19 protein-coding genes are annotated in these 24,840 nt (G+C 66.5%); 15 read left to right on the forward strand and 4 right to left on the reverse strand.

Annotated elements, in window-relative coordinates; translation table 11 throughout:
• The first annotated feature begins 1 nt into the window (after position 1).
• Together G5S35_RS01710 and G5S35_RS01715 are read left to right on the forward strand one after the other, a co-directional pair.
• Positions 2-1,492: an N-acyl-D-amino-acid deacylase family protein gene (locus G5S35_RS01710; RefSeq protein ID WP_176079411.1), complete on the forward strand. Its 1,491-nt coding sequence runs from the start codon at positions 2-4 to the stop codon at positions 1,490-1,492.
• Between the two features lie 80 nt (positions 1,493-1,572).
• Positions 1,573-1,962 (forward strand): RidA family protein, encoded by a 390-nt coding sequence (locus G5S35_RS01715; protein WP_065063098.1) that lies wholly within the window; start codon positions 1,573-1,575, stop codon positions 1,960-1,962.
• Positions 1,963-2,032: 70 nt separating this feature from the next.
• Here G5S35_RS01715 and G5S35_RS01720 read toward each other — a convergent pair whose 3' ends face one another.
• Positions 2,033-2,353, reverse strand: a complete 321-nt coding sequence (locus G5S35_RS01720; RefSeq protein ID WP_183038506.1) for a helix-turn-helix domain-containing protein — start codon at positions 2,351-2,353, stop codon at positions 2,033-2,035.
• Positions 2,350-2,727 carry a type II toxin-antitoxin system RelE/ParE family toxin gene (locus G5S35_RS01725; protein ID WP_237181317.1) on the reverse strand — a complete coding sequence of 126 codons (378 nt, stop codon included), beginning with the start codon at positions 2,725-2,727 and terminating at the stop codon, positions 2,350-2,352. Before G5S35_RS01725 ends, G5S35_RS01720 begins: the two co-directional genes overlap by 4 nt.
• 471 nt (positions 2,728-3,198) lie before the next feature.
• Between G5S35_RS01725 and G5S35_RS01730 the strand changes: the two genes are divergently transcribed.
• The 13 genes from G5S35_RS01730 (at position 3,199) to G5S35_RS01790 (ending at position 23,559) form a co-directional block, all read left to right on the forward strand.
• The gene (locus G5S35_RS01730; protein WP_176079410.1) at positions 3,199-4,194 is read left to right on the forward strand and encodes an IclR family transcriptional regulator; all 996 of its coding nucleotides are present in this window, start codon (positions 3,199-3,201) and stop codon (positions 4,192-4,194) included.
• A gap of 23 nt (positions 4,195-4,217) precedes the next feature.
• Entirely contained in the window at positions 4,218-5,246 is a 1,029-nt protein-coding gene (locus tag G5S35_RS01735; RefSeq protein WP_065063103.1) for a 2-dehydro-3-deoxygalactonokinase, read from the forward strand.
• A 103-nt stretch (positions 5,247-5,349) separates the two neighbouring features.
• Complete coding sequence (locus G5S35_RS01740; RefSeq protein WP_065063105.1) at positions 5,350-6,036, forward strand: 2-dehydro-3-deoxy-6-phosphogalactonate aldolase; 687 nt, start codon at positions 5,350-5,352, stop codon at positions 6,034-6,036.
• Positions 6,033-6,812 (forward strand): SDR family oxidoreductase, encoded by a 780-nt coding sequence (locus tag G5S35_RS01745; RefSeq protein WP_065063107.1) that lies wholly within the window; start codon positions 6,033-6,035, stop codon positions 6,810-6,812. Before G5S35_RS01740 ends, G5S35_RS01745 begins: the two co-directional genes overlap by 4 nt.
• A 210-nt stretch (positions 6,813-7,022) precedes the next feature.
• Positions 7,023-8,024 carry an arabinose ABC transporter substrate-binding protein gene (locus G5S35_RS01750; RefSeq protein ID WP_183038507.1) on the forward strand — a complete coding sequence of 334 codons (1,002 nt, stop codon included), beginning with the start codon at positions 7,023-7,025 and terminating at the stop codon, positions 8,022-8,024.
• Between the two features lie 107 nt (positions 8,025-8,131).
• Entirely contained in the window at positions 8,132-9,643 is a 1,512-nt protein-coding gene (gene araG, locus G5S35_RS01755) for an L-arabinose ABC transporter ATP-binding protein AraG (RefSeq protein WP_065063111.1), read from the forward strand.
• A 13-nt stretch (positions 9,644-9,656) separates the two neighbouring features.
• Positions 9,657-10,697, forward strand: coding sequence for an L-arabinose ABC transporter permease AraH (araH, locus tag G5S35_RS01760; protein WP_074981509.1), 1,041 nt, complete (start codon positions 9,657-9,659; stop codon positions 10,695-10,697).
• Positions 10,698-10,736: 39 nt separating this feature from the next.
• Positions 10,737-11,537: an SDR family NAD(P)-dependent oxidoreductase gene (locus G5S35_RS01765; RefSeq protein WP_183038508.1), complete on the forward strand. Its 801-nt coding sequence runs from the start codon at positions 10,737-10,739 to the stop codon at positions 11,535-11,537.
• A complete protein-coding gene (locus tag G5S35_RS01770) occupies positions 11,534-12,466 on the forward strand; it encodes an SMP-30/gluconolactonase/LRE family protein (protein ID WP_183038509.1) in 933 nt (310 codons plus the stop codon). The genes G5S35_RS01765 and G5S35_RS01770 overlap by 4 nt, the downstream gene beginning before the upstream one ends.
• A gap of 381 nt (positions 12,467-12,847) precedes the next feature.
• Positions 12,848-14,038 (forward strand): aldose 1-epimerase, encoded by a 1,191-nt coding sequence (locus G5S35_RS01775; RefSeq protein ID WP_183038510.1) that lies wholly within the window; start codon positions 12,848-12,850, stop codon positions 14,036-14,038.
• Between the two features lie 333 nt (positions 14,039-14,371).
• Entirely contained in the window at positions 14,372-15,187 is an 816-nt protein-coding gene (gene pyrF / locus G5S35_RS01780; protein ID WP_065063119.1) for an orotidine-5'-phosphate decarboxylase, read from the forward strand.
• Between the two features lie 776 nt (positions 15,188-15,963).
• Positions 15,964-22,551 (forward strand): ESPR-type extended signal peptide-containing protein, encoded by a 6,588-nt coding sequence (locus G5S35_RS01785; protein ID WP_183038511.1) that lies wholly within the window; start codon positions 15,964-15,966, stop codon positions 22,549-22,551.
• Between the two features lie 57 nt (positions 22,552-22,608).
• Entirely contained in the window at positions 22,609-23,559 is a 951-nt protein-coding gene (locus G5S35_RS01790) for an OmpA family protein (RefSeq protein WP_074981515.1), read from the forward strand.
• A gap of 113 nt (positions 23,560-23,672) precedes the next feature.
• Here the strand turns inward: G5S35_RS01790 and G5S35_RS01795 are convergent, their stop codons facing one another.
• Both G5S35_RS01795 and G5S35_RS01800 read right to left on the reverse strand, forming a co-directional pair.
• Complete coding sequence (locus tag G5S35_RS01795; protein WP_065065167.1) at positions 23,673-24,233, reverse strand: cupin domain-containing protein; 561 nt, start codon at positions 24,231-24,233, stop codon at positions 23,673-23,675.
• A gap of 59 nt (positions 24,234-24,292) precedes the next feature.
• Complete coding sequence (locus G5S35_RS01800) at positions 24,293-24,793, reverse strand: CinA family protein (RefSeq protein WP_065065166.1); 501 nt, start codon at positions 24,791-24,793, stop codon at positions 24,293-24,295.
• Positions 24,794-24,840 lie beyond the last annotated feature (47 nt).

Here is a 24,840-nt window from a genome sequence, read left to right on the forward strand (position 1 = left end):
CATGCATTCGCACCCCGAAGCCGCCGATACGCTGATCGTCGGCGCCATGCTGTATGACGGCACGGGCGCGCCGCCCGTCGAACGCGACGTGGCGTTGCGCGACGGACGCATCGTCGCCATCGGTAATCTGTCGAACTGGCTCGCCGAAGAAGTGATCGAGGCGAACGGGCGCGCTCTCGCGCCGGGTTTCATCGACGTGCACACGCACGACGACACCCACGTGATCCGCTCGCCGCAGATGCTGCCGAAGATCAGCCAGGGCGTGACGACGGTGGTGGTCGGCAATTGCGGCATCAGCGCCGCGCCGGTCGCGCTCAAGGGCGATCCGCCCGATCCGATGAACCTGCTCGGCGCGCGCGAGGCATTCGCGTATCCGACCTTCGCCGCGTATGTCGCGGCCGTGAACGCGGCGAAGCCCGCCGTGAACGTGGGCGCGCTGATCGGCCATACGGCGCTGCGCAACAATCATCTGGATGACCTCAAGCGCGCGGCGACCCGTGACGAAGTCGCGGCCATGCGCGCGCAACTCGAAGAAGCGCTCGCGAATGGCGCGCTCGGCTTGTCGACGGGTCTTGCGTACGGCTCCGCGTACGAAGCCTCGACCGAGGAAGTCGCCACGCTCGCCGAGCCGCTCGCCGCCGCGGGCGCGCTCTACACCACGCATATGCGTACGGAATTCGACGCAATTCTCGACGCGATGGAGGAGGCGTATCACATCGGCAAGCACGCGCGCGTGCCGGTGGTGATCTCGCATCTGAAATGCGCGGGGCCGTCGAACTGGGGGCGCAGCGCGGAAGTGCTCGCGTCGCTCGACGGCGCGCGCAAGTATCAGCCGGTGGGCTGCGATTGCTATCCGTACAGCCGCAGTTCGTCGACGCTCGACCTCAAGCAGGTGACGGGCGACATCGACATCACGATCACGTGGTCCACGCCGCATCCCGAGCAGGCGGGCAAGCTGATCAAGGACATCGCCGCCGAATGGGGCGTCTCGCAGCAGGAGGCGGGCAAGCGCCTGCAACCGGCGGGCGCGGTCTATCACAACATGTCGGAGGACGACGTGCGCCGCATCCTCTCGCATCCCGCGACGATGGTGGGCTCCGACGGCTTGCCGAACGATCCGCTGCCGCATCCGCGCTTGTGGGGCGCGTTTCCGCGCGTGCTCGGCCACTACGCGCGCGACGAGCAGTTGCTGCCGCTCGAAGAGGCGGTGCGCAAGATGACGGGTTTGTCGGCGCGGCGATACGGCCTCGCGCAGCGCGGCGAGGTGCACGTGGGCTGGCACGCCGACCTCGTGCTGTTCGATCCCGCGAAGGTGCGCGACGCCGCGACCTTCGACAAGCCGCAGCAAGTGGCCGAGGGCATCGACGCGGTATGGGTGAACGGCGTGCTGTCATACCGCGACGGCCAGCCGACCGGCGAGCGCGCCGGGCATTTCGTGGCGCGCGGTCCGCGCGAGGCGAGTGCGAACACCAGCGCCAACGTGGCTTTTTAAGCCGATTCAATGTCGACACGCGGCGCGGCGCAGGACGACGCGCGCCGCACGATCTCAAAGCGATCTCAAAGGAGCAAACGATGAAACGATATGGAGTGGAAGGCGGCAAGGGCCAGGGCGGTCAACATCTGCCGTTCGCGCGCGCGGTGGAAGCCGACGGCTGGCTCTACGTCTCGGGCCAGACGCCGATGGAAAACGGCGAGGTGATCAACGGCGGCATCGTCGAGCAGTCGCACAAGACGATCCAGAACGTGTTCGCCATCCTCAAGGAAGCGGGTTATGGCCCGGAGCACGTGGTGCGCTGCGGCGTCTGGCTCGATGACGCGCGCGACTTCCAGTCGTTCAACAAGGTGTTCCGCGAGTACTTCGGCGATCATCCGCCCGCGCGCGCCTGCGTGCAGTCGAGCATGGTGATCGACTGCAAGGTGGAAGTGGACTGCGTGGCGTATAAGGCGCCGGCTGGGAAGTAAGGCGCTTGCCTGGTTCAAGCGCGCTGGCGCTTTGGCTGTGGCAGGCGAAAAGCGAAAGACGGTCGTCCGGTTAGCGGGCGGCCGTTTTTTTATTGTCGTGGCCATCGCGCGGCGTGCGCCGCGAAATGCGCAGCTCCACTTTCATGCCCGCGGCCACGGCCATGTTGATGAGCGAGTCGAGCGAGAACAGGTCGATCTTGCCGCGCACGAGGTCGGACACGCGCGGTTGCGTGACGCCGAAGATCTTCGCGGCCTGTGCCTGGCTCAGCGCGTTCTCCTTGATGTACTCCTCGAGTGCGATCATGAGGTCGCAGCGCAGCGTCATGTTTTGCGCCGCTTCGGGCGTGGTTTCGAGCGCATCCCAGACGCTGTCGAACGTTTCGATTTTCATGCTTCGGGCTCCGGTTTGAGGGCGGCGCGGTAGCGCTGCCGGGCAAGCGAAAGGTCGCTGAAGGACGTTTTTTCCGTTTTCTTCGCGAAACAGTGCAGCACGTGAACGGTGTGACGAATGTTCGCCACGTAGAGCACGCGAAACGCGCCGCGCACGTCGCGCAGGCGAATTTCCCGCGCGCCGGGCGCGACCGGATTCATGGGCTTCCAGTCGTGCGGGTCGAGGCCGTGCTGCACGCGGCGCAGCTGACGCCCGGCTTCGATACGCGCCTTTTCAGGAAAGCGCTTCAGGTCGGCCAGTGCGCCGCCGCAGAATTCGAGCGGTTTGACATCGGTAACTTTATACAAAATTTTATATCTCCTCCAGAGGACCAAGCACCGATTCCGGCCCGATGCGCACCGGGCCTGACATCGCTCAAGTCTCTGGATCGCCGCCGGATCGCGCCCCCGATTCAATCAAGCGCGTCCGCAGCGTTGGCCGTCCGGCCAGGGGGTCGGATATCCCAATATCTGAACGCCCCAATCACATATTGGAGATCGCGGAAAAACCGCCCTACAATCCAACCCATCCGACAGGGCGCGCCCAGCAATGGCAAAACAGGCGCACCCGACGCAGTCGGCACCACTCAAGACAAAGCCCGGCGGCGGCGCGCAGCGTTCGTCCAGCCAGGCGAAAACCGGAGACGTTTGCCATGTTCCAGCCTGCGGAAAACGCGGCCACTCGCCGTGCGTCCACGCACCGGGCGCCGCCTTGCGCCCGAGCGCATCGCCCCTCACCGAACCATGGCCCGCGCGCCGTCGTCTGACGCCGCGCGCTCTCCCCACGTCCATCTGATCGACCTCGCCATGAATAAAGCGATGTCCCCGACGCTCGCCGAACGCCTCGCCGCCGCTTCGAACGGCCAGGCCGCGCCCGAAGCCGCCGCCGCCCATGCCGTGCATGCCGCCCAGCGCGCTGTGTCGTCCGCGTCGGCATCTGCGTCTTCCACGAAAGCCCGCTCCGGCGGCGATGAAATCCTCGGTCTGCCGGGCGCGCTGCTCGACGGCTCGACGCAAGCCGGCACGCAGACGCTGCTGCGCGGCCTCGCGATCCTCGAAGCGGCCGCCGCCGGCGTGCGCGATCTGCGTTCGTTCGGCGCGGTGCTCGGCACGACGCGCAGCACCACGCACCGCCTAGTGTCGAGCCTCGTGCAGGCGCGCTATCTGCGTCAGGTGCAGGGCGGCTATCTGCTCGGCCCAAAGCTGATCGAACTCGGCACCATCGCGCTCGAACAGATGCCGCTCACGGCGGTCGCGCGCACGCATCTCGAAGCGCTCGCCGACGCCACGCTCGACACGATCCACATGGGCGTGCGCGACGGCGACGACGTGCTCTACATCGACAAGATCCCCGGCCAGCGCGGGCTCGAAATGCGCTCGCGCGTCGGTCACCGGATGCCGCTCGCGTCGACCGGCATCGGCAAGGCGATGATGCTCGACCTCCCGCCGCAGTCGTGGCGAGATCTGTTCGAAGCGTCGCGCCGCACGCTCGCGGGCGTGAGCTTCCGCCCCGATCACAGCCTCGACCCGGACACTTTCATCAAGCGCATGGCCACCTATTCGGCGGGCGGCTACACGTTCGATCTGGAGGAAAACGAAGTGTCGATCCGCTGCGTGGCCGCGCCCGTGCGCGACGCGTCGGGTGCGATCGTCGCGGCGCTCTCGGTGGCGAGCACGATTCCCTATATGCCGCTCGAACGCATGGACGAATTGATTCCGGTCGTGCAGCGCGAAGCGCGCGCGATCTCGCAGGAACTCGGCTGGCGCGCGCCGCAACCCGCTACGCGCAGGATTCGCCGATGACAGGCCGCACCACACAAGAACACATGGAACAGGGCAAGGACACCCGCGCCGCGGCGCAGCCGGGCACGCGCCAGGCCGCGTTGATCGCGCTCGATTGGGGAACGACTTCGCTGCGCGCGTATCTGTTCGATGCGGCGGGCGAGGTGCTCGACACGCGCGTTTCGACGGCGGGCATCATGAATCTGCCGGTGCCGGCGGAAGAGGGCGGCTTCGACGCCGCCTTCGACGAAGCCTGCGGTGTCTGGCTCGCGCAAACGCCGGCGCTGCCGGTGCTGGCGGCCGGCATGGTCGGCAGCGCGCAAGGCTGGTTGCAGGCGCCTTACGTGGAAACGCCCGCGGGCGAGGACGCGCTGGTGGGCGGCATCGTCAAGGTGCGCGCGGCGTGCGGCGTGGACGTAGCCGTGGTGCCCGGCGTGCTCGAACCGGGTGCGCTGCCCAACGTGATGCGCGGCGAGGAAACGCAGATCTTCGGCGCATTGAGCGCGCAACCCGCAAGCGACGCCGACGACGACAGCGCCGCCGGCACGCAAGCCGCGCTGATCGGCCTGCCCGGCACGCACGCGAAATGGGCCGTGGTGGAAGGCGCGCGCATCGCGCGTTTCTACACCTTCATGACGGGCGAGGTCTATGCGGCGCTTTCGGCGCACACGATTCTCGGCCGCACGATGAAGCGTCCGGCCGCGCCCGATACGGCAGCGTTTTTGCGCGGCGTGAGCGTCGCGCGCGAACACGGCAGCGCGGGCCTGCTCGCCACGGCGTTCAGCACGCGCACGCTCGGTCTCACCGAACAACTGGCGCCCGACGAGCAGCCCGATTACCTCTCGGGCCTCGTGATCGGCCATGAACTCGCGGGACTCGAAGCGGTGCTGGCGCGCCGCGACGTCGCGCTGGCCGCCTGCGCGCCGCAACTGATCGGCGCCGATGCGCTGTGCGAGCGCTACAAGCTCGCGCTCGCGCAGTTCGGCTGCACCGGCGCGCATCTTGTGCGCCATGCGACCGAGCGCGGCTTGTGGCGCATCGCGGTGCGCGCGGGCCTCGTGTCCGCGAGCTGATCGACGCGACGCACGACGCCATCGCACGCCGATACGTAGACAGATACGCAAGCAACGCAACATCGAGCAACGTCAAGCACCGAACACACGAACAGGACCCGTCATGCAACCCGAACTGAACCTGCCCGCTCCCTACACGCCGCACGCGGGCTTCGTGGCCGCGTTCGCCGCGTGCCGCATGGTCGCGATCGTGCGCGGCATCAAGCCCGCCGAAGCCGCCGAACATGGCCGCGCGATCTATGAAGCGGGTTTCCGGATCATCGAGGTGCCGCTGAATTCGCCGTCGCCGCTGGAGAGCATCGCCGCGCTGCGCGCCACGCTGCCGGCGGATGCGCTGATCGGCGCGGGCACCGTGCTCACGACCGAGCGCGTGCGCGACGTGAAAGCCGCGGGCGGCGAACTGATCGTGATGCCGCACGCCGACACCGACGTGATCCTCGCCGCGAAGCTGCAAGGTCTCGCGTGCGTGCCGGGCGTCGCCACGCCGACCGAAGCGTTCGCCGCGCTCAAGCACGGCGCGGACGGCCTCAAGATGTTCCCCGCCGAACAACTCGGCCCCGACGTCACGAAGGCGTGGCGCGCGGTGATTCCGGCGATCGTGCCGCTGCTGCCCGTGGGCGGCGTGAAGCCCGACAACATGGGCCCGCAACTCGCGGCGGGCGCGAGCGGCTTCGGCCTCGGCTCGGCGCTCTACAAGCCGGGCCAGGACGTGGCGGCCACGCGCGCCAACGCGCTCGCGTTCATCGCGGGCTGGCGCGAAACCGCCAAGGCGCAGGGAGCAAAGGCATGAATCGTCTCGCGGGCAAGGTTGCGCTCGTGACCGGCGCCGGACGCGGCATTGGCGCGGCGATCGCGCGCGCGTTCGTCGCCGAGGGCGCGGCCGTCGTGCTCGCGGAGCTGGATCTGGACACGGCGCAGGCCACGGCCAAAGACATCGCCGCTGCATACGCGAACGCGCGCGTGCTCGCCGTCAAAACCGACGTCACGCAATCGGCCTCGGTCCAGTCGGCCGTGAGCGAAGCGGAGCGCACGTTCGGTCCCGTCGACGTGCTCGTGAACAACGCCGGCATCAACGTGTTCGCCGATCCGCTGACGATGACCGACGACGACTGGCGCCGTTGTTTCGCCGTCGACCTCGACGGCGTCTGGAACGGATGCCGCGCCGTGCTGCCAGGCATGGTCGAGCGCCGCGCGGGCAGCATCGTCAACATCGCCTCGACACACGCGTTTCAGATCATTCCGGGCTGCTTCCCGTATCCGGTCGCCAAGCACGGCGTGATCGGCCTCACGCGTGCGCTCGGCATCGAATACGCGCCGAAGAACGTGCGCGTGAACGCGATCGCGCCCGGCTACATCGAGACGCAACTGACGCACGACTGGTGGAACGCGCAGCCCGATCCCGACGCGGCGCGCCGCGCGACGCTCGAACTGCCGCCGATGAAGCGCATCGGCAAGCCCGAGGAAGTGGCGATGACGGCCGTGTTTCTCGCGTCCGACGAAGCGCCGTTCATCAACGCGAGCTGCATCACCATCGACGGCGGGCGCACGGCGCTGCATCACGAATGAATCCGCAGTAACGAATCCGCAGTAACGCAGTAACGACGAACAAAAAAAGCAATAACGAAGAAGAGAAGGCAGCAGTAAAAAAACGCAGCACGAAGGCAAAAAGAAAAACGCAGGACATTCGCCGCAGCGCTGGCCGCGCGCGCGAGCGGACGGACGAAAACAAGCGGCCGCTACCCTTCCCGTGACTGAAGAAGACAGGAGACTGACACCATGCAACGCAGGATTTTCCTCACGCTGATCGCCACCGCGACCACGGCCGTGCTCGCTCATATGCCCGTCGCGCAAGCCGCCGATCCGGTCAAGATCGGCTTTCTCGTGAAGCAGCCCGAAGAACCCTGGTTCCAGGACGAATGGAAGTTCGCGGAAGCGGCCGCGAAGGAAAAGGGCTTCACGCTGGTGAAGATCGGCGCGCCCTCGGGCGAAAAGGTGATGAGCGCGATCGACAACCTGGCTGCGCAAAAGGCCCAGGGCTTCATCATCTGCACGCCTGACGTGAAGCTCGGACCGGGCATCGTCGCCAAGGCCAAGGCCGACGGCCTCAAGATGATGACGGTCGACGACCGCCTCGTCGACGGCGCGGGCAAGCCGATCGAGTCGGTGCCGCACATGGGCATTTCGGCCTACAACATCGGCAAGCAGGTCGGTGACGGCATCGCCGCCGAAATCAAGAAGCGCGGCTGGGACATGAAGGACGTCGGCGCGATCGACGTGACCTACGAGCAGTTGCCGACGGCGCACGACCGCACGGCCGGCGCGACCGACGCACTGGTGGCCGCGGGCTTCCCGAAGGCGAACATCATCGCCGCGCCGCAAGCCAAGACCGACACGGAAAACGCCTTCAACGCCGCCAACATCGCGCTGACGAAGAACCCGCAGTTCAAGCACTGGGTCGCTTACGGCCTGAACGACGAAGCCGTGCTCGGCGCCGTGCGCGCAGCGGAAGGCCGCGGCTTCAAGGCCGACAACATGATCGGCATCGGCATCGGCGGTTCGGATTCGGCGCTCAACGAGTTCAAGAAGCCGCAACCGACGGGCTTCTACGGCACCGTCATCATCAGCCCGAAGCGTCACGGCGAGGAAACCTCGGAACTGATGTACGCGTGGATCACGCAAGGCAAGGAACCGCCGAAGCTCACGCTGACGACCGGCATGCTGGCCACGCGCGACAACGTGGAAAGCGTGCGTCAGCAGATGGGTCTCGCGTCGAAGTAAGCGCCTGATCGTAGGGTTTTGAGGTGTTTCCCGCTGCGGGGCGGCGGCCGGTCCGAGGATGGATCCGGCCGCCGTGCCCGCAGCGTATCGAATGAGAGGAAACCGACGTGTCAGCGACACTGCGTTTTGACAATATCGGCAAGGTGTTCCCAGGCGTGCGCGCGCTCGACGGCGTGTCGTTCGAGGTGAACGCCGGCGAAGTGCACGGCCTGATGGGCGAAAACGGAGCGGGCAAGTCCACGCTCCTGAAGATTCTTGGCGGCGAATATCAGCCCGATTCGGGCCGCATTCTCGTCGATGGCAACGAAGTGAAGTTCGCGGATGCCGCGGCCTCGATCGGTTCGGGCATCGCCGTGATTCACCAGGAACTGCAATACGTGCCCGACCTCACGGTCGCGGAGAATCTGCTGCTGGGCGCGCTGCCCAATGCGCTCGGCTGGGTGAAGCGCGGCGAGGCGCGCAAGTTCGTGCGCGAGCGTCTTGCGTCGATGGGCGTGGATCTCGATCCGGCCGCGAAGCTGCGCAAGCTCTCGATCGCGCAGCGCCAGATGGTGGAAATCTGCAAGGCGCTGCTGCGCAATGCGCGCGTGATCGCGCTCGACGAACCCACGAGTTCGCTCTCGCACCGCGAGACCGAAGTGCTGTTCAAGCTCGTGCGTGAACTGCGCGCCGACAATCGCGCGCTCATCTACATCTCGCACCGCATGGACGAGATCTACGAGCTGTGCAACGCCTGCACGATCTTCCGCGACGGCCGCAAGGTCGCCTCGCACGAGAAGCTCGACGAGGTGAAGCGCGAAACGCTCGTGGCGGAAATGGTGGGCCGCGAGATCAGCGACATCTACAACTACACGCCGCGCGAGCACGGCAACGTGCGCCTCGCGGTGCGCGGCATCGAAGGGCATCCGCTCAACGAGGCGGCCAGCTTCGAGGTGAAATCGGGCGAGATTCTCGGCTTCTTCGGTCTGGTGGGCGCGGGCCGCAGCGAACTGATGCAGCTCGTCTACGGCACGCACAAGCGCAAGGCGGGCGAGATCGAACTCGACGGCAAGCGCATCAGCGTGAAGAGCGCGAGCGACGCGATTCGCAACGGCATCGTGCTGTGTCCGGAGGATCGCAAGGAGCAGGGCATCGTCGCGATGGCCACGGTGTCGGAGAACATCAACATCAGTTGCCGCCGCCATTTCCTGCGCGCGGGCATGTTCCTCGACCGCAAGAAAGAGGCCGAAACGGCGGACCGCTTCATCAAGCTGCTGAAGATCAAGACGCCGAGCCGCCGCCAGAAGATCCGTTTTCTCTCGGGCGGCAATCAGCAGAAAGCGATTCTGTCGCGCTGGCTCGCGGAGCCGGACCTGAAGGTCGTGATTCTCGACGAACCCACGCGCGGCATCGACGTGGGCGCGAAGCACGAAATCTACAACGTGATCTATCAGCTTGCCCAGCGCGGCTGCGCGATCGTGATGGTGTCATCGGAATTGCCTGAAGTGCTCGGCGTGTCGGACCGCATCGTGGTGATGCGCGAAGGCCGGATTTCGGGCGAGTTGCCGCGCAGCGCGGCGAGCGAACACGCGGTGCTGGACCTCGCGCTGCCGCAAGGCGCGCAGCGTCGCGCCGCATGATGGGGAAGGAGTGATGCAAATGCAACGAGACAATCTTGCGGCCGAAGCCGCCGACGCAGCGAAGAGCGTGGCGCACAGCGCCGCCGACGCGCTGATCCCGAAGACCAGCGACAAGCAGAAGTGGTGGCAGCAGATCACCGAGTACAGCCTGATCGTGATTTTCGCGGTCATGTTCATCACGATGTCGCTGACCGTCGATCACTTCTTCTCGATCGAGAACATGCTGGGTCTTGCGTTGTCGATCTCGCAGATCGGCATGGTGGCCTGCACGATGATGTTCTGCCTCGCCTCGCGCGACTTCGACCTCTCCGTGGGCTCGACCGTGGCGTTCGCGGGCGTGCTCTGCGCGATGGTGCTCAACGCGACCAACAACACCTTCATCGCGATCGTCGCGGCGGTGGCGGCGGGCGCGGCGATCGGCTTCGTGAACGGCGCGGTCATTGCGTATCTGCGCATCAACGCGCTGATCACCACGCTCGCGACGATGGAAATCGTGCGCGGCCTGGGCTTCATCGTTTCGCATGGCCAGGCTGTGGGCGTGTCGTCGGATACGTTCATCGCGATGGGCACGATGGCCTTCTTCGGCGTGCAACTGCCGATCTGGGTCACGCTGTTCTGCTTTATCGTGTTCGGCGTGATGCTCAATCAGACCGTATACGGGCGCAACACGCTCGCCATCGGCGGCAATCCGGAAGCGTCGCGGCTCGCGGGCATCAAGGTCGAGCGCACGCGCGTGTGGATCTTCCTGATTCAGGGCGCGGTGACGGCGCTGGCGGGCGTGATTCTCGCCGCGCGCATCACCTCGGGTCAGCCGAACGCGGCCGAAGGTTTCGAGCTGAACGTGATCTCGGCGTGCGTGCTGGGCGGCGTGTCGCTGCTGGGCGGCCGCGCGACGATCTCGGGCGTGGTGATCGGCGTGCTGATCATGGGCACGGTCGAGAACGTGATGAACCTGCTCAACATCGACGCGTTCTATCAGTACCTCGTGCGCGGCGCGATCCTGCTCGCGGCGGTGCTGCTCGACCAGTTGAAGAACCGCGGCGCGCGCGATTAAGCCCGCGGCCACGACTCAAAAAACCAGGAAGCTCAACGTATGTCTTCACCCGCCAATGCCGTCGCGCGCCACGCGCATGAAAACTTCGCGCGTTATCCGAGCCTTGCGGACCGCGTCGTGTTGATCACGGGCGGCGCGACCGGCATCGGCGCGTCGTTCGTCGAGCACTTCGCGGCCCAGGGCGCGCGCGTGGCGTTCTTCGATATCGACGCGACGGCGGGCGAAGCGCTCGCCGACGAACTCGGCGACTCGCGTCACAAGCCGCTGTTCGCGCGCGTCGATCTCACCGATATCGCCGCGCTGCGCGCCGCCATCGCCGACGTGAAGGCCGCGCTCGGTCCGATCGAGGTGCTCGTGAACAACGCCGCGAACGACAAGCGTCACACGCTCGCGGAGGTCACGCCCGAGTTCTTCGACGCGGGCATCGCCGTGAACGTGCGTCATCAACTGTTCGCGGCGCAGGCCGTCGCCGAGGACATGAAAGCGGCGGGGCGCGGCTCGATCATCAATCTGGGTTCGATCAGCTGGATGCTCAAGAACGCCGACTATCCCGTCTACGTGATGAGCAAGTCGGCGGTGCAGGGGCTCACGCGCGGGCTCGCGAAGGATCTCGGCCAGTACGGCATTCGCGTGAATTCGCTGGTGCCGGGCTGGGTGATGACGCAAAAGCAGCGCGACCTGTGGCTCACCGACGAAGGCCGCGAGGCGATCAAGCGCGGCCAGTGCATCGACGCCGAACTGCTGCCCGAAGACCTCGCGCGCATGGCGCTCTTTCTGGCCGCCGACGACAGCCGCATGATCACTTCGCAGGACATCGTGGTGGACGGAGGCTGGGCATGAGCGATCAGCTTCAACCGGCGCGGGGCGACGTCGCCGAACTGCTGGTGCACGCGCAGAACGCGCTCGGCGAAGGCGCAACGTGGTGCTCGCGCAGCGGGCGGCTCTACTGGAACGATATCGAAGGCGCGAGCCTGGCGCGTTACGACACGGCCGACGGTTCGCATCGCGTCTGGCCGATGCCCGAGCGTCTCGCGTGCTTCGCGCTTTGCGAAGACGCGGACACATTGCTGATCGGGCTCGCCTCGCGGCTTGCGTTCTTCGATCTGCGCACGGGCGAGATCACGCCGATCGTCGACGTGGAACCCGATCTGCCGACGCGTCTGAACGACGGCCGTTGCGACCGTCAGGGCCGCTTCGTGTTCGGCACGAAGTACGAGCGCAAGCCGTTCGAAAAGATCGGCGGCTTTTATCGGCTCAATCACGATCTCACGCTGGAGAAACTGCCGCTGCCGGTGGCGGCGATTTCGAACAGCATCGGCTTCAGTCCCGACGGCGGCACGATGTATTACGCCGATTCGTTCACGCGCGAGATTCGCGCCTGCAATTACGGCGCCGATGGAACGATTGCAAACGATCGGCTCTTTGTGCAGGTGCCGTCGCACGAAGGCGAGCCGGACGGTTCGACGGTCGACAGCGAAGGCGGCCTCTGGAACGCGCAGTGGGCGGGCGAATGTGTCGTGCGCTACGGCCCGGATGGCGTGGAAACCGAGCGCATCCGCGTGCCTACGGCGCAGCCGACCTGCGTGACGCTCGGCGGCGAAGGCTATTCGACGCTGTATGTGACGAGCGCGCGCGACGGCCTCGACAGCGACACGCTGGCGCGCGAACCGCACGCGGGCGGCGTGTTCGTGGCGCAAACGGGCCGGACGGGGCTTGCCGAGCCGCGCTTTCTGGGTGGCATCCAGGACGGTGTCCAGGGTAAACGGTAAGGAAAGCGAACGATCGTTCGGCGTGTGAGGGCGTGCTCGCCGACGCGTTCGCTTGAGCGACATGAGCGCAGCGCGGAATCGTTTTCGAGCGAGGCCTGCGTTGTAGCGAGACAACAAAAAGGCGCAAAAGAGCGGCGCGGATGCGCGTCGGTGTGGCGCCAAACCGCCGCCGTCTCTAAGGTGCTAGCTGTACAAGGCAGCACGAATCAGCACGTATCAGCACGATTCAGCAGGACTTGAACAAGAAGCGGCCGTCACACGACGCAGGCAGCGCGCGGCGATCGAAGCGCGCTGAAGGACCGTCGTGGCGATGCGACCGGCAGGCCGCCAATGCGCCGCCATCCTGGGCGGCGATCCATCATGCCTCTCGAGGAGCCGCTCATGAGCGTCGCGAATTCCGCTTTGCGTCCAACAGCTCGTTCCCGTAACGCTTCCCGGTCGCCGCTTGCCTCCGGCAAGGCCGACCCCGCCGCATCGCCGCCCGCCGCCGGTTCGCCCGCCGCCGCGCGCCGCGCGCGGCTGGAAGCGACCACGCATCCCGTCATGCCGGGGCCGAGCACGTCCGCCGTGGCCATCGGCGCGGCCGGCACGGGCGACGTGGCCTGCGTCAGCCTCATCAACGCCTATCTCCGTCTGGACGTCGCGCCGCAACTGGGCGGCGGCATCACGCGCTTCGACTGGCGCAGCGAAGGCGCGCTCGAACCCGTGTTCCGCCGCTGCGAGCAGGTGAGCGCGCGCATGGACCCGAACGAACTGGCGTGCTATCCGCTGCTGCCGTATTCGAACCGCATCGCCGCCGGGCGCTTCCAGTTCGGCGGCCGCGACGTCGAAATCGCCCGCAACCGCGCGAGCGAGGCGCTGCCGATTCACGGCGACGGCTGGCTGGCGAACTGGAGCGTCGAGAGCGCCGAGCGCGAGCACGTGCGTCTCGTGCTCGACCGCAGCGATGGCGAGCCTTACGCGTATCGCGCGGCGCTCACCTACGCGCTGGACGGCCCGACGCTCGCGATGTCGCTCGAAGTGGAGAACGTGGGCCGCGAGGCGCTGCCGTTCGGGCTGGGCGTCCATCCGTTCCTCGCGCGCGACGCGAGCACCGAACTCTCCGCGCCTGCAAGCGGCCTGTGGCTCTCGGGCGCCGACTGGCTGCCGGTGCGCCACGTGCCCGCGCCGCCCGCCTGGCAGTTCGGCGTGGCGTATCCGCTGCCCGAGCAGATGGTGAATCACGCGTTCAGCGGCTGGAGCGGACGCGCGGCCGTGGTCTGGGAGCGCCGCCGCCTGTCGCTGTCGATCTGCGCGAACACGGACTATTACGTGCTCTACACGCCGCCGGGCGAAAACTTCTTCTGCTTCGAGCCCGTCGATCACCCGATCAACGCGGTCAATCTGGCGGGCGGCGGCGGCGCGCACGGCATGACCGTCCTCGCGCCGGGCGAGCGCCTCGCGCGGCGGTTCAGCTTCACGGTCGAGCGGATGGACCTGCGCGCGGCGGCCAGCCCGCATCGCTCGGGCGCGCGGGGCCGGACCGGCGCGCGCGGGCCGAAGGGCGGCCGGGCGCGCACGCAGGGGGCATGAAGGTGGCCTGACGGTGGCCTGACGGTGGCCTGAAGACCGGCTGAACCCGGCGGGGTTCGGCGACGCCTACGGCCAATCCGGCGGCGGCGCGCCCGGCCTCGCGGCGTTTCCTCCGATCATTGCGTCGCGGCCCGTAAGCGCCTCTTGGTGGCCAACTGCTCGTTGGCCGGCGTTTCGCCGCTTCGCCGCCGGCGGCTTGCGCCCGGCGCCGCTTCCCGGCGCTTGCCGAAGCCGCGTGCGCCTTGTCGGGAAGCCGTCCGGCAAGCCGGTTAAAATACGCGCCGTTTCCCCTGTTTCCCTTTTCCCTGCACCGGGCTCGCCGCCCGATCCATCATGACCTCGTTCACCCAAGACCTCGCCGCCGCCTGGCAGCGCACCGGCTCGCTGCTGTGCGTCGGCCTCGATCCCGAGCCCGCGAAGTTCCCGGCCGCGCTGGCCGGCCGCAGCGACGCGATCTTCGAATTCTGCCGCGATATCGTCGACGCAACCGCGCCCTACGCGTGCTCGTTCAAGCCCCAGATCGCCTATTTCGCCTCGAATCGCGCCGAAGACCAGCTCGAAGCGCTGATCGCGCACATCCACGAGAAGCATCCGGGCCTGCCGGTGATTCTCGACGCCAAGCGCGGCGACATCGGCAGCACGGCGGAGCAGTACGCCCGCGAAGCCTTCGAGCGCTTCAAGGCGGACGCCGTGACGGTCAACCCGTACATGGGCTTCGACTCGATCGAGCCCTACCTCGCGCACGCGGGCAAGGGCGTGATCGTGCTGTGCCGTACCTCGAACCCCGGCGGCTCCGATCTGCAATTCCTCACCGTCGACGGCAAGCCGGTCTACCAGGTCGTGGCCGACCTCGCCGCGAACAAGTGGAACGCGAGCGGCGAACTCGGTCTGGTTGTGGGCGCAACGTTCCCGAAGGAAATCGAGATCGTGCGCGGCATCGTCGGCGACATGCCGCTGCTGATTCCGGGTATCGGCGCACAAGGCGGCGACGTGGAAGCGACCGTCAAGGCCGGTCGCAGCGCCAACGGCACCGGCATGCTGATCAACTCGTCGCGCGCGATCATTTTCGCGAGCAAGGGCGAGGACTACGCGCAAGCGGCTGCAACGGCTGCTGAAAAGACGCGCGACGCGATCAACGCCTGCCGTTGATGCGTTCAGGCGAACGGTTCGGTATTCGAACCGTTCGCCTCTCGGTTTTTCGATCTGACACACATAAATATTCAGAAAACGTCAGATCGCTCACTCAGATTTTAAGAACCGTCTGATTCGTCGCATCCCCGTCAGTTCTTAACATGGCATTGTCGATGTGGAATTTGCGATGCCCGGATGTTAAACGCCGCAAATTTCCCGCTGCCTGGCCTTCAGGCGGCGCGCCGTGCAGCTGACTGCATCGTGCCTCGATCCGCTGGCGTCGTGACGGCAAGCATCGTCACGACACCTGGTTGGGCCGCCCACGCGGCCCGCTGACCGGGGCGCTCTCGCGCTCGTAGCGATCGGTAGAACCGATCTGCAGGAGTCTGGACGGGTTCTGTCATGAAAATCACCATTTTTCGCGCCGTGAGAATGTCGATTCTCGCGTGCGCGAGCACGTCTGCGTTCGCAGGGAGCGATTCGTCACGGTCTCGCTTGAACAATTCCAGGTCGATGCGAGGTGCGCCGTGCGGATGAACCGGTAACGGCGGCCGTGCCGCTGTTGCGCGCCCTCACAGGCCAGAGGAGCAGCCGACGGGCGGCACACGCCGACCACCATTGACGTGCAGATAACCGGCGCGCCCACGTTCCTGTGCGCGCGCCGCTGGAACAAGAGCGCTTCGCCTGGCAAGTCGACCCTCATGGTCGCCAGCAAGCGCAGGCCGGAACTGAATTGACGCCGGGGCTCGACGAGATCAGGCCACGGGAACAAGGGAATTATTAAGGATTGCAAAATGAACAAGGCATATAGATCGGTTTGGAACGAATCCACGGGCACGTGGACGGCGGTGCAGGAAACCGCGAAGGGGCGCGGCAAGAGCAAGTCGCGGACGAAGGTGTCCGCGGCCGCTTCGTCGCTGGTGACCGCGGGCGTGCTGGGCAGCCTGTCGCTTTCCGCGCACGCGGCGGGAACGATTTCGGATAGCGGCGGCGTCGCCGTGATTGCCGATAACTGTGCAGCGGGCACGGCGGCCTCGGCCCCTGGCGCGAGCGCGCTGGCGGAAGGGTGCAGTGCGAGCGCCACTGGTTCCGGTTCGGTCGCTCTGGGTGCAAGCGCCGGTGCGCTTGGCAACAACGCCATCGCTATCGGTTACGGGGCGAAAACGCCCCAGACCGGTGGCGTGGTGATCGGGGCGGGTGCGGTGAGCGATCCGGGCAACGACTGCGGTGGCAACCCCGCCAACTCCAACGTGGTCATTGGGGCCAGCGCATCTGCCTCCTACTCATCCTCGATTGTGATTGGCGCGTCCAGCACCGCCTCGCAGACCGGCGGTACCGTGGTGGGCGTGCGCAGTACCGCAAGCGGCAACCGCTCTACCGCCTTGGGTTTCGTTGCCACTGCCAGCGGTGACTATTCGGTGGCGCTCGGCCGCGCCTCAGTTGCAACGGGAGCGTCCAGCGTGGCGATGGGTGACAGTGCCCTTGCTTCGGGGAGCAACGGCCTTGCATTGGGCGGCTCAGCCAACAGTACCAACGCCGGCGGGATTGCGATAGGCGGGACGGCGACCGCGCAAGGCGTGAACAGCGTCGCGCTGGGCTACAGCGCGACAACGTCGGGGATGAACGCCGTCGCGATTGGCACATCGGCAGCGGCGGCTGGCAATGCCGTGGCGATGGGGTTGAACGCCAACGCCATCGCAAACGGGACGGCGATCGGCAACAGCGCAACGGTTTCGGGAGACGATGGCAATAACTCGGGCTCGGCAATCGGTACGCTTTCATATGCCAATGGCGTGTCGAGCGCCATGGGCTACAAAACCACGGCGGGCGGTTCGTGGAGCACGGCGTTCGGCCCCACCGCAAACGCAGGGGGGCTGAACTCCGTTGCAGTGGGCAGAGCCGCGAACGCAGCGGGGTCAAGCGCGCTCGCAATGGGCAATAGCGCGAACGCAGCGGGGTCAAACGCGCTCGCAATGGGCAGTAGCGCGAACGCAGCCGGGTCAAACGCGCTCGCAATGGGCAATAGCGCGAACGCAGCAATCGACAACGCGATTGCAATCGGTTCGAGCGCGAAAAGCACCGTCGCGGGCGCGATTGCGATTGGCCAGGTGAGCACCGCGCAAGGCACGAACAGCATTGCGCTGGGCTACAACGCCGTGAGCGGCTCCACGTCGACCGCCGACGGCAACATCGTGATCGGCGAGAACGCGACGAATGCGAACAAGGGCTCCGGCGTCATCGTGATCGGCCGCAATGCGAAGCTCCGGCCCGACGGCGGCACGCCGAGCATCATGGGCGACAGCTCGACCGTGATCGGCGACGGCGCAAGCATCTTCGGCACCAACAGCACCGCGATCGGCGCGAACACGAGTTCGGTGTATTCAGGCGCGACGCTCGTCGGCGCGGGCGCGAGTTCGTCGGTGATGGGCGGCGGCACGGCGCTGGGTCAAAACGCGTCGGTATCGGGCAGCAACGCGGTCGCGCTGGGTAGCGGCTCGCTCGCGAACCGCGCCAATTCGGTCTCCGTCGGCTCGGCCGGCGCGGAGCGTCAGGTCGTCAACGTGGCGGCCGGCGCAGTCAATCCGACCAGCACCGATGCGGTGAACGGCTCGCAGCTCTATGGCGTGGCCAGCTCCACGGCCAGCGCGCTCGGCGGCGGCGCAGCGGTGAATCCGGACGGCTCGATCTCGAACCCGACTTATGTCACGAACGGCTCGACGTTCAACAACGTCGGCGGCGCGATCACGAACCTGAGCGGCGCGGTCAACAACATCAACAGCACCGTCAACAACATCGCAAACGGCGGTGGCATCAAGTATTTCCACACGAACTCGACGCTGGCCGATTCGTCGGCGACGGGCGCGAACTCGACGGCGATTGGTCCGGCCGCTTTTGCGGGCGGCGGCAACGACATTGCCATCGGCAATGGGGCTAGCAGCGCAGCGCCCAATGCCGTGGTGATTGGTGCAAATGCGACGGTCGTCGGACCGGCTTCGATGGCGCTTGGCGCTGGCAGCTATGCGTATTCGACAGGCACGGCTAACGGTCAAAGCACGGCCATTGGTCAGGGCGCGTCCGCGAGCGGCGATTTTTCTACGGCACTTGGCAGCCTTGCCCTTTCTCAGGGCGACGCATCGACAGCACTCGGTGTAAATGCCACGGCCGCCGGTGCGCGTGCTGTCTCGATTGGCGCGAGCTCGATGGCGAGCGGTAGCTACGCCACCGCCACCGGTACGCTTGCGAAAGCCAGCGGCGCGAATGCCGCCGCGTTTGGCACGGCGGCGACTGCCAGCGCAAATAATTCGGTAGCCATCGGTAGCTTGGCCACTGCCGGTACCACCAACTCGGTGGCGCTGGGTAACGGCGCGACGACGGCTGCTGCTGTCGGCACGGGCAGTGGCGTGATCGGTGGTCAGACGTTCACGTATGCGGGTGCAACGCCGACCGGTGTGGTGAGCGTGGGCGCGGCAGGTGCCGAGCGTCAGGTGACGAACGTCGCGGCAGGTCGCGTGACGTCGACGAGCACGGATGCGGTGAATGGCTCGCAGCTTTACGCGACCAACACGCAGGTGACGGCGAACACGACGAGCATCAGCAACGTGCAAGGCGCGGTGACGACGCTTCAGGGCAATGTCACGACGCTGCAAGGCCAGATCACGAACATCAACGGCAAGCTCGCTGATGCGGTGTTGTACGACTCGTCGTCGCATAACTCGGTGACGCTGGGTGGCGTTGGCGCGAGCACGAACGTCAAGCTGACGAACGTGGCGGCAGGCACGCTCTCGTCGACGAGCACGGATGCGGTGAACGGTTCGCAGCTGTACGCGACGAACGCCAACGTGTCGAACGTTTCGAACACGGTGAACAACATCGTGAACGGCAGCACGGGCCTCAAGTATTTCCACACGAACTCGACGCTGGCCGATTCGTCGGCGACGGGTACGAACGCAACGGCGATTGGGCCGGTGGCGTCGGCTGCGGGTACGAGCGCAGTCGCGCTCGGCAATGGCGCGGCAGCATCCGGCGACTACGCCAACGCGATGGGCAATCTCGCCAAGGCGGCAGGCGTCAGTGCGATCGCGATGGGCACGTCGGCGAACGCCTCGGCGGACAACGCGATTGCAATGGGCCAGGGCGCGAAAAGCACCGTTGCGGGCGCGATTGCGATTGGCCAGGTGAGCACCGCGCAAGGCACGAACAGCATCGCGCTGGGCTACAACGCCGTGAGCGGCTCCACGTCGACCGCCGACGGCAACATCGTGATCGGCGAGAACGCGACGAATGCGAACAAGGGCTCCGGCGTCATCGTGATCGGCCGCAACGCGAAGATCAAGAACGACGGCGGCACGTCGAGCATCATGGGCGACAGCTCGATTGTGATCGGCGACGGCGCAAGCATGTTCGGCACCAACAGCACGGCGCTCGGCGCGAATACGAGCTCGCAGTACTCGGGCGCGACGCTCGTTGGCGCGGGCGCCAAATCGACGGCCATGGGCGGCGGCACGGCGCTGGGTCAAAACGCGTCGGTGTCGGCCAGCGGCGCTGTCGCACTGGGTGACGGCTCGCTCGCGAACCGCGCCAATTCGGTCTCCGTCGGCTCGGCCGGCGCGGAGCGTCAGGTCGTCAACGTCGCGGCCGGCGCAGTCAATTCGACCAGCACCGATGCGGTGAACGGCTCGCAGCTCTATGGCCTGGCAAGCTCCACGGCCAGCGCGCTCGGCGGCGGCGCAGCGGTGAAATCGGATGGTTCGATCTCGAACCCGACGTATGTCGTGAACGGCTCGACGTTCAACGACGTCGGCAGCGCGCTCACGAACGTGGGCGGTGCGGTCAACAACATCAACAACGTCAACAACATCAACAACGTCAACAACACCGTCAACAACATCGTGAACGGCGGTGGCATCAAGTATTTCCACACGAACTCGACGCTGGCCGATTCGGCTGCGACGGGGGCGAACTCGACGGCGATTGGGCCGGTGGCTTCGGCTGGCGCGGCGAATGCGATCGCGATCGGTAACGGTGCGAATGCGTCGGTTTCCAACTCGGTGGCGCTCGGCAACGGCGCGACGACGGCGGCTGCTGTCGGTACGGCGAATGGCGTGATCGGCGGTCAGAAGTTCACGTATGCCGGTGCAACGCCGACCGGTGTGGTCAGCGTGGGCGCGGCGGGTGCCGAGCGTCAGGTGACGAACGTCGCGGCAGGTCGCGTATCGGGTACGAGCACGGATGCGGTGAATGGCTCGCAGCTGTACGCGACCAACACGCAGGTGACGGCGAACACGACGAGCATCAGCAATGTGCAAGGTGCTGTGACGACGCTGCAAGGTAACGTCACGACGCTGCAAGGCGACGTGAGCAACCTCGCGGGCAACATCACGAACATCAACGGCAAGCTCGCTGATGCGGTGCTGTACGACTCGTCGTCGCACAACTCGGTGACGCTGGGCGGCGTGGGCGCGAGCACGAACGTCAAGCTGACGAACGTGGCAGCAGGTACGCTGTCGTCGACGAGCACGGATGCGGTGAATGGCTCGCAGCTGTACGCGACCAACACGCAGGTGACGGCGAACACGACGAGCATCAGCAACGTGCAAGGTGCGGTGACGACGCTGCAAGGCCAGATCACGAACATCAACGGCAAGCTGGCTGATGCGGTGCTGTACGACTCGTCGTCGCATAACTCGGTGACGCTGGGTGGCGTGGGCGCAAGCACGAACGTCAAGCTGACGAACGTGGCGGCAGGTACGCTGTCGTCGACGAGCACGGACGCGGTGAACGGTTCGCAGTTGTACGCGACGAACTCGACCGTCTCGAACCTGGCCGGTGACGTGACGACGCTTCAAGGCGACGTGAGCAACATCGCGGGCAGCATCACGAACATCAACGGTCAGCTCGCTGACGCGGTGATGTACGACTCGACGTCGCACGATTCGGTGTCGCTGGGCGGCGCGGACGCGAGTGCGCCGGTGGCGTTGCATAACGTGAAGGATGGCGAAGTCTCGGCATCGAGCTTCGACGCGGTGAACGGTTCGCAACTCTACGCACTCGGCAGCAGCACCGCCGATGCGCTGGGCGGCGATTCGACGGTGAACGCGGACGGTTCGATCACAAAGCCGACGTACAAGATCGGCGGCTCGACGTACAACAACGTCGGCGACTCGCTGACGAACATCGACGGCCGCGTGACGAACATCGCGAACGAGCTCGACAACGGCTCGATCGGTCTGGTGCAGCAGGATGCGGCCTCGCGCAACATCACGGTCGCGAAGGACACGGACGGTCAGCTCGTGAGCTTCGCCGGCACGAAGGGCAACCGCGTGCTGACGGGTGTCGCGGCGGGTGCGGTGAACGCAACGAGCGTCGACGCGGTGAATGGCTCGCAGCTTTACGCGACCAACATGAGCGTGTCGAATCTGGCGGGCACGGTGACGACGCTGCAAGGCAACTTCACCACGCTGCAAGGTAACGTCAACACGCTTCAAGGCGATGTGACCAACCTCCAGGGCTCGGTGACGACGCTGCAAGGCCAGATGGCCGACGTGGTTTCGTACGACTCGACGGCGCACGACTCGGTCACGCTGGGCGGTTCGGGCGCGAGCAACGCGGTGGCGCTGCACAACCTCGCAGCCGGTGTGGAGGATTCGGACGCAGTGAACGTCGGTCAGATGAACGCGGCGATCTCGGCGGTGCAGAACATGGCGGAAAACGCCACGGATCCGATGTTCACGGCAAGCGGCGATCGCAACACCGAAGCCGCCAAGGCGAGCGGCACGCACGCCACGGCGGGCGGCGCCAACTCGCTGGCCAGCGGCGAAAACTCGACGGCGATGGGCGCAGCCTCGCAGGCCACGGGCAAAAACTCGTCGGCTCTGGGCGCGAACTCGACGGCGAGCGCGGAAGGTGCAGTCGCACTCGGCGCCGGTTCGGTGGCCGATCGCGACAACACCGTGTCGGTCGGTTCGGCAGGCGGCGAACGTCAGATCGTCAACGTGAAGGCCGGTACGCAAGGCACCGACGCCGTCAACGTGAGCCAGTTGAACGATGCGGTGCTCAATGCCCAGTCGTACACGACGCAGGCGGTGGCGCAAGGCGTGCAGCAAGCCAACGCGTACACCAACCAGCAGATCGGTCAGGTTCGTCGCGAGATGAACTCGCTGGGTGCGGCGGCCATGGCGGCGTCGTCGCTGATCCCGAACGCGCGGGCGGAAGGCAACTTCCAGATGGCCGTCGCGGCGGGTACGTACGGCGGTGAAAGCGCGCTGGCGCTCGGTGCGAACTGGTACGTCAGCGACCGTCTCCTGCTGAACGCGCACGTCGCGCGTTCGACGGGCGCCGGCGGCAGCACGGGCGCATCGGTCGGTGCAACGTTCGGCTTCTGAGCGGAGCGCTAACCAGGCCCGCCACGGGAAGCCGTGGCGGGCACGGAGATTGAAGTCATGAAGAAACTATTGCTATGTGGCGCGCTGGCCACGGCGTTGTCCGCGTTGTCGAGCGCTCCGGCGTTTGCCGGCGTAGGCAGCGACGCCGAAGCGCTCATGCCCGCCGCGCAACGTCTCGCCGATCCGTATCAGCGCGGTCTGGCCGAAGGCTGGCTGGAAATCGCGGATCGTCAGGACAGCCATGTGCTCGTCTCGAAGGTCTACAACGATGCGGCGGCGCGCGCGCTCAACAACGGGCGCCACTATATCGACGGCAGCGTGCCGTTTCAGCCGGTCTACGGCCAGAAGAACTGGCCGCCCGTCGAGACGCGCGAGAAGTGGGTGAAGGCCTTGCAGGAGATCGAGCGCACCAACCAGCGCGCCGATCAGTCGCCGTGCAAGGGCGAGGACGCGGGCCGTCTGCGCGCGCTCACCGACGAAGCCTGGAAGGAACAGGACGAAACGCATGGCACGCGCTGGGTGCACGGCTGGGACGCGATCGAGCGCGCGCAGAAACTCGCGCAGAAGGTGAACGGCGAGCTTGATCAGTGCGTGCCGCCGCCCGCTCCGGCTGTCGTTGTGCCGGTGGTCGCGCCGGTCGTGAAGCCGGTCTCGCTGTCGGCCGACGCGCTGTTCGATTTCGACAGCGCCGTGCTCAAGCCCGAAGGCCATCGTCAGGTCGCCTTGCTCGCGCAGCAGTGGCGCGAGTCGGGCGCGGTGCTGGGCGTGGTCGGCATCACCGGTTACACGGACCGTTTCGGTTCGGCGGCGCATAACGATCGCCTCTCGAATCAGCGTGCGGCGGCGGTGATGCGCGAGATGCAGGCACAAGGCGTGAAGGCGCAGCGTTTCGAGATCAACGGGCGCGGGGCGTCGAATCCGGTCAAGTCGTGTCCGGGCAAGACGGCGACGCCGGCGGTGGTGGCGTGTCTCGCGCCCAACCGGCGCGTGGAGATCTCCGCGAAGTAAGCGTGCGTTCGCACGCGCTGAGCGGGGTGTGAGCCGGGCGGCGCGCGCAGCGCCGCCCGAGGATGTAGGGCGATTTGCGGCGTGTCTTCGGGCACGCCGCTTTTTTTATGCGCTCACGCTTTTTTCGCCGCCGCCGCGGGCTTGCGGAACAGTTCGATGATCGGGCGATGCAGCGGATAGCGCTCGAGCAGCGCATCGACGTCGGCGATTTCGAATTCGCTGAATTCGAAGCCCGGCGCGACCGTGCAGCCCACCAGCGCCCAGCTCGACGGATTCACGCAGCGCGCCGCGAACCAGTGGCCCGCGGGCACCACGGCCTGGAACACCGTGCCCGGATGATCGAGCGCGTGGCCGAGCTTGCGCGTGGACAGCACGCCGCGCTCGTCGATCGAATGGATCTCGATGGGCGTGCCCGCGTAGAAGTGCCAGAGTTCGTCGGAACGGATGCGGTGCCACGCGGAATAGGCGCCGTCGGCGAGCAGGAAATAGATCGCGGTCGATGCCGCGCGCGTGCCGTCCGCGTCGTTGCCGCCGTCGCGCAACACCAGTTTGTCGGAGCGATAGGTCTCGCTGTAGTAACCGCCTTCGGGATGCGGTTCGAGTCCGAAGCGGCGAATCAGTTCTTCGACCGCGCCGCTCGTCGTCGCGGTGGACGGGGTAGTCGGTTGCGTCATGGCATGCGTCTCCTGGTGGGCGAGTCCGGCCACGCGCGGGCGTGGGCATTCGCGCTTCGTCAGCGTTCCTGTTCGTCGATCAGCGCCAGCAGCCCGCGCAGCGCGTGCGCGGCGGCCTGCACGCGAATCTGGTCGCGATCGCCTTTGAAAACCAGCGTCTCGACGTTCGTGTGCAACCGGTTGCTCCAGCCGAACGACACCATGCCGACCGGCTTTTCCGGCGTGCCGCCGCCCGGACCGGCAATGCCGGTGATGGCCAGCGAAACCTGTGCCCGGCTGTTGCGCAGCGCGCCTTCGGCCATCGCGCGCGCGACCGGTTCGCTCACCGCGCCGTGTTTGTCGATCATCTCGGCGGGCACGCCGATCATTTCGGTTTTCGCCTGGTTCGAGTAGGTGACGAAACCGCGCTCGAACCAGCCGCTACTGCCGGAGATGTCGGTGATGGCGGCGGCGACCATGCCGCCCGTGCAGGACTCGGCGGTGGCGAGCATCAGGCGCGCGTCGCGCAGCTTGTTGCCGGCGCGGATCGCGAGTTGGTGGACGACGGAATCGGTGGGCATGGCGGTGTGTCCGTGGCGGTGGCCGAGGGTGGGGGAGCGACGCGAAA

Source organism: Paraburkholderia tropica (assembly GCF_014171495.1).
Lineage (GTDB): Bacteria > Pseudomonadota > Gammaproteobacteria > Burkholderiales > Burkholderiaceae > Paraburkholderia > Paraburkholderia tropica.

What these genes read in the sequence shown, in the direction of transcription:
- G5S35_RS01740 (WP_065063105.1), top strand. Translation starts at nt 5,350, where the DNA reads ATGCAACCCGAACTGAACCTGCCCGCTCCCTACACGCCGCACGCGGGC.
- G5S35_RS01765 (WP_183038508.1), top strand. Translation starts at nt 10,737, where the DNA reads ATGTCTTCACCCGCCAATGCCGTCGCGCGCCACGCGCATGAAAACTTC.
- G5S35_RS01745 (WP_065063107.1), top strand. Translation starts at nt 6,033, where the DNA reads ATGAATCGTCTCGCGGGCAAGGTTGCGCTCGTGACCGGCGCCGGACGC.
- G5S35_RS01790 (WP_074981515.1), top strand. Translation starts at nt 22,609, where the DNA reads ATGAAGAAACTATTGCTATGTGGCGCGCTGGCCACGGCGTTGTCCGCG.
- G5S35_RS01785 (WP_183038511.1), top strand. Translation starts at nt 15,964, where the DNA reads ATGAACAAGGCATATAGATCGGTTTGGAACGAATCCACGGGCACGTGG.
- G5S35_RS01715 (WP_065063098.1), top strand. Translation starts at nt 1,573, where the DNA reads ATGAAACGATATGGAGTGGAAGGCGGCAAGGGCCAGGGCGGTCAACAT.
- G5S35_RS01770 (WP_183038509.1), top strand. Translation starts at nt 11,534, where the DNA reads ATGAGCGATCAGCTTCAACCGGCGCGGGGCGACGTCGCCGAACTGCTG.
- G5S35_RS01750 (WP_183038507.1), top strand. Translation starts at nt 7,023, where the DNA reads ATGCAACGCAGGATTTTCCTCACGCTGATCGCCACCGCGACCACGGCC.
- G5S35_RS01735 (WP_065063103.1), top strand. Translation starts at nt 4,218, where the DNA reads ATGGAACAGGGCAAGGACACCCGCGCCGCGGCGCAGCCGGGCACGCGC.
- G5S35_RS01720 (WP_183038506.1), bottom strand. Translation starts at nt 2,353, where the DNA reads ATGAAAATCGAAACGTTCGACAGCGTCTGGGATGCGCTCGAAACCACG.
- G5S35_RS01800 (WP_065065166.1), bottom strand. Translation starts at nt 24,793, where the DNA reads ATGCCCACCGATTCCGTCGTCCACCAACTCGCGATCCGCGCCGGCAAC.
- G5S35_RS01710 (WP_176079411.1), top strand. Translation starts at nt 2, where the DNA reads ATGCATTCGCACCCCGAAGCCGCCGATACGCTGATCGTCGGCGCCATG.
- G5S35_RS01730 (WP_176079410.1), top strand. Translation starts at nt 3,199, where the DNA reads ATGAATAAAGCGATGTCCCCGACGCTCGCCGAACGCCTCGCCGCCGCT.
- G5S35_RS01775 (WP_183038510.1), top strand. Translation starts at nt 12,848, where the DNA reads ATGAGCGTCGCGAATTCCGCTTTGCGTCCAACAGCTCGTTCCCGTAAC.
- G5S35_RS01795 (WP_065065167.1), bottom strand. Translation starts at nt 24,233, where the DNA reads ATGACGCAACCGACTACCCCGTCCACCGCGACGACGAGCGGCGCGGTC.
- araH (WP_074981509.1), top strand. Translation starts at nt 9,657, where the DNA reads ATGCAAATGCAACGAGACAATCTTGCGGCCGAAGCCGCCGACGCAGCG.
- pyrF (WP_065063119.1), top strand. Translation starts at nt 14,372, where the DNA reads ATGACCTCGTTCACCCAAGACCTCGCCGCCGCCTGGCAGCGCACCGGC.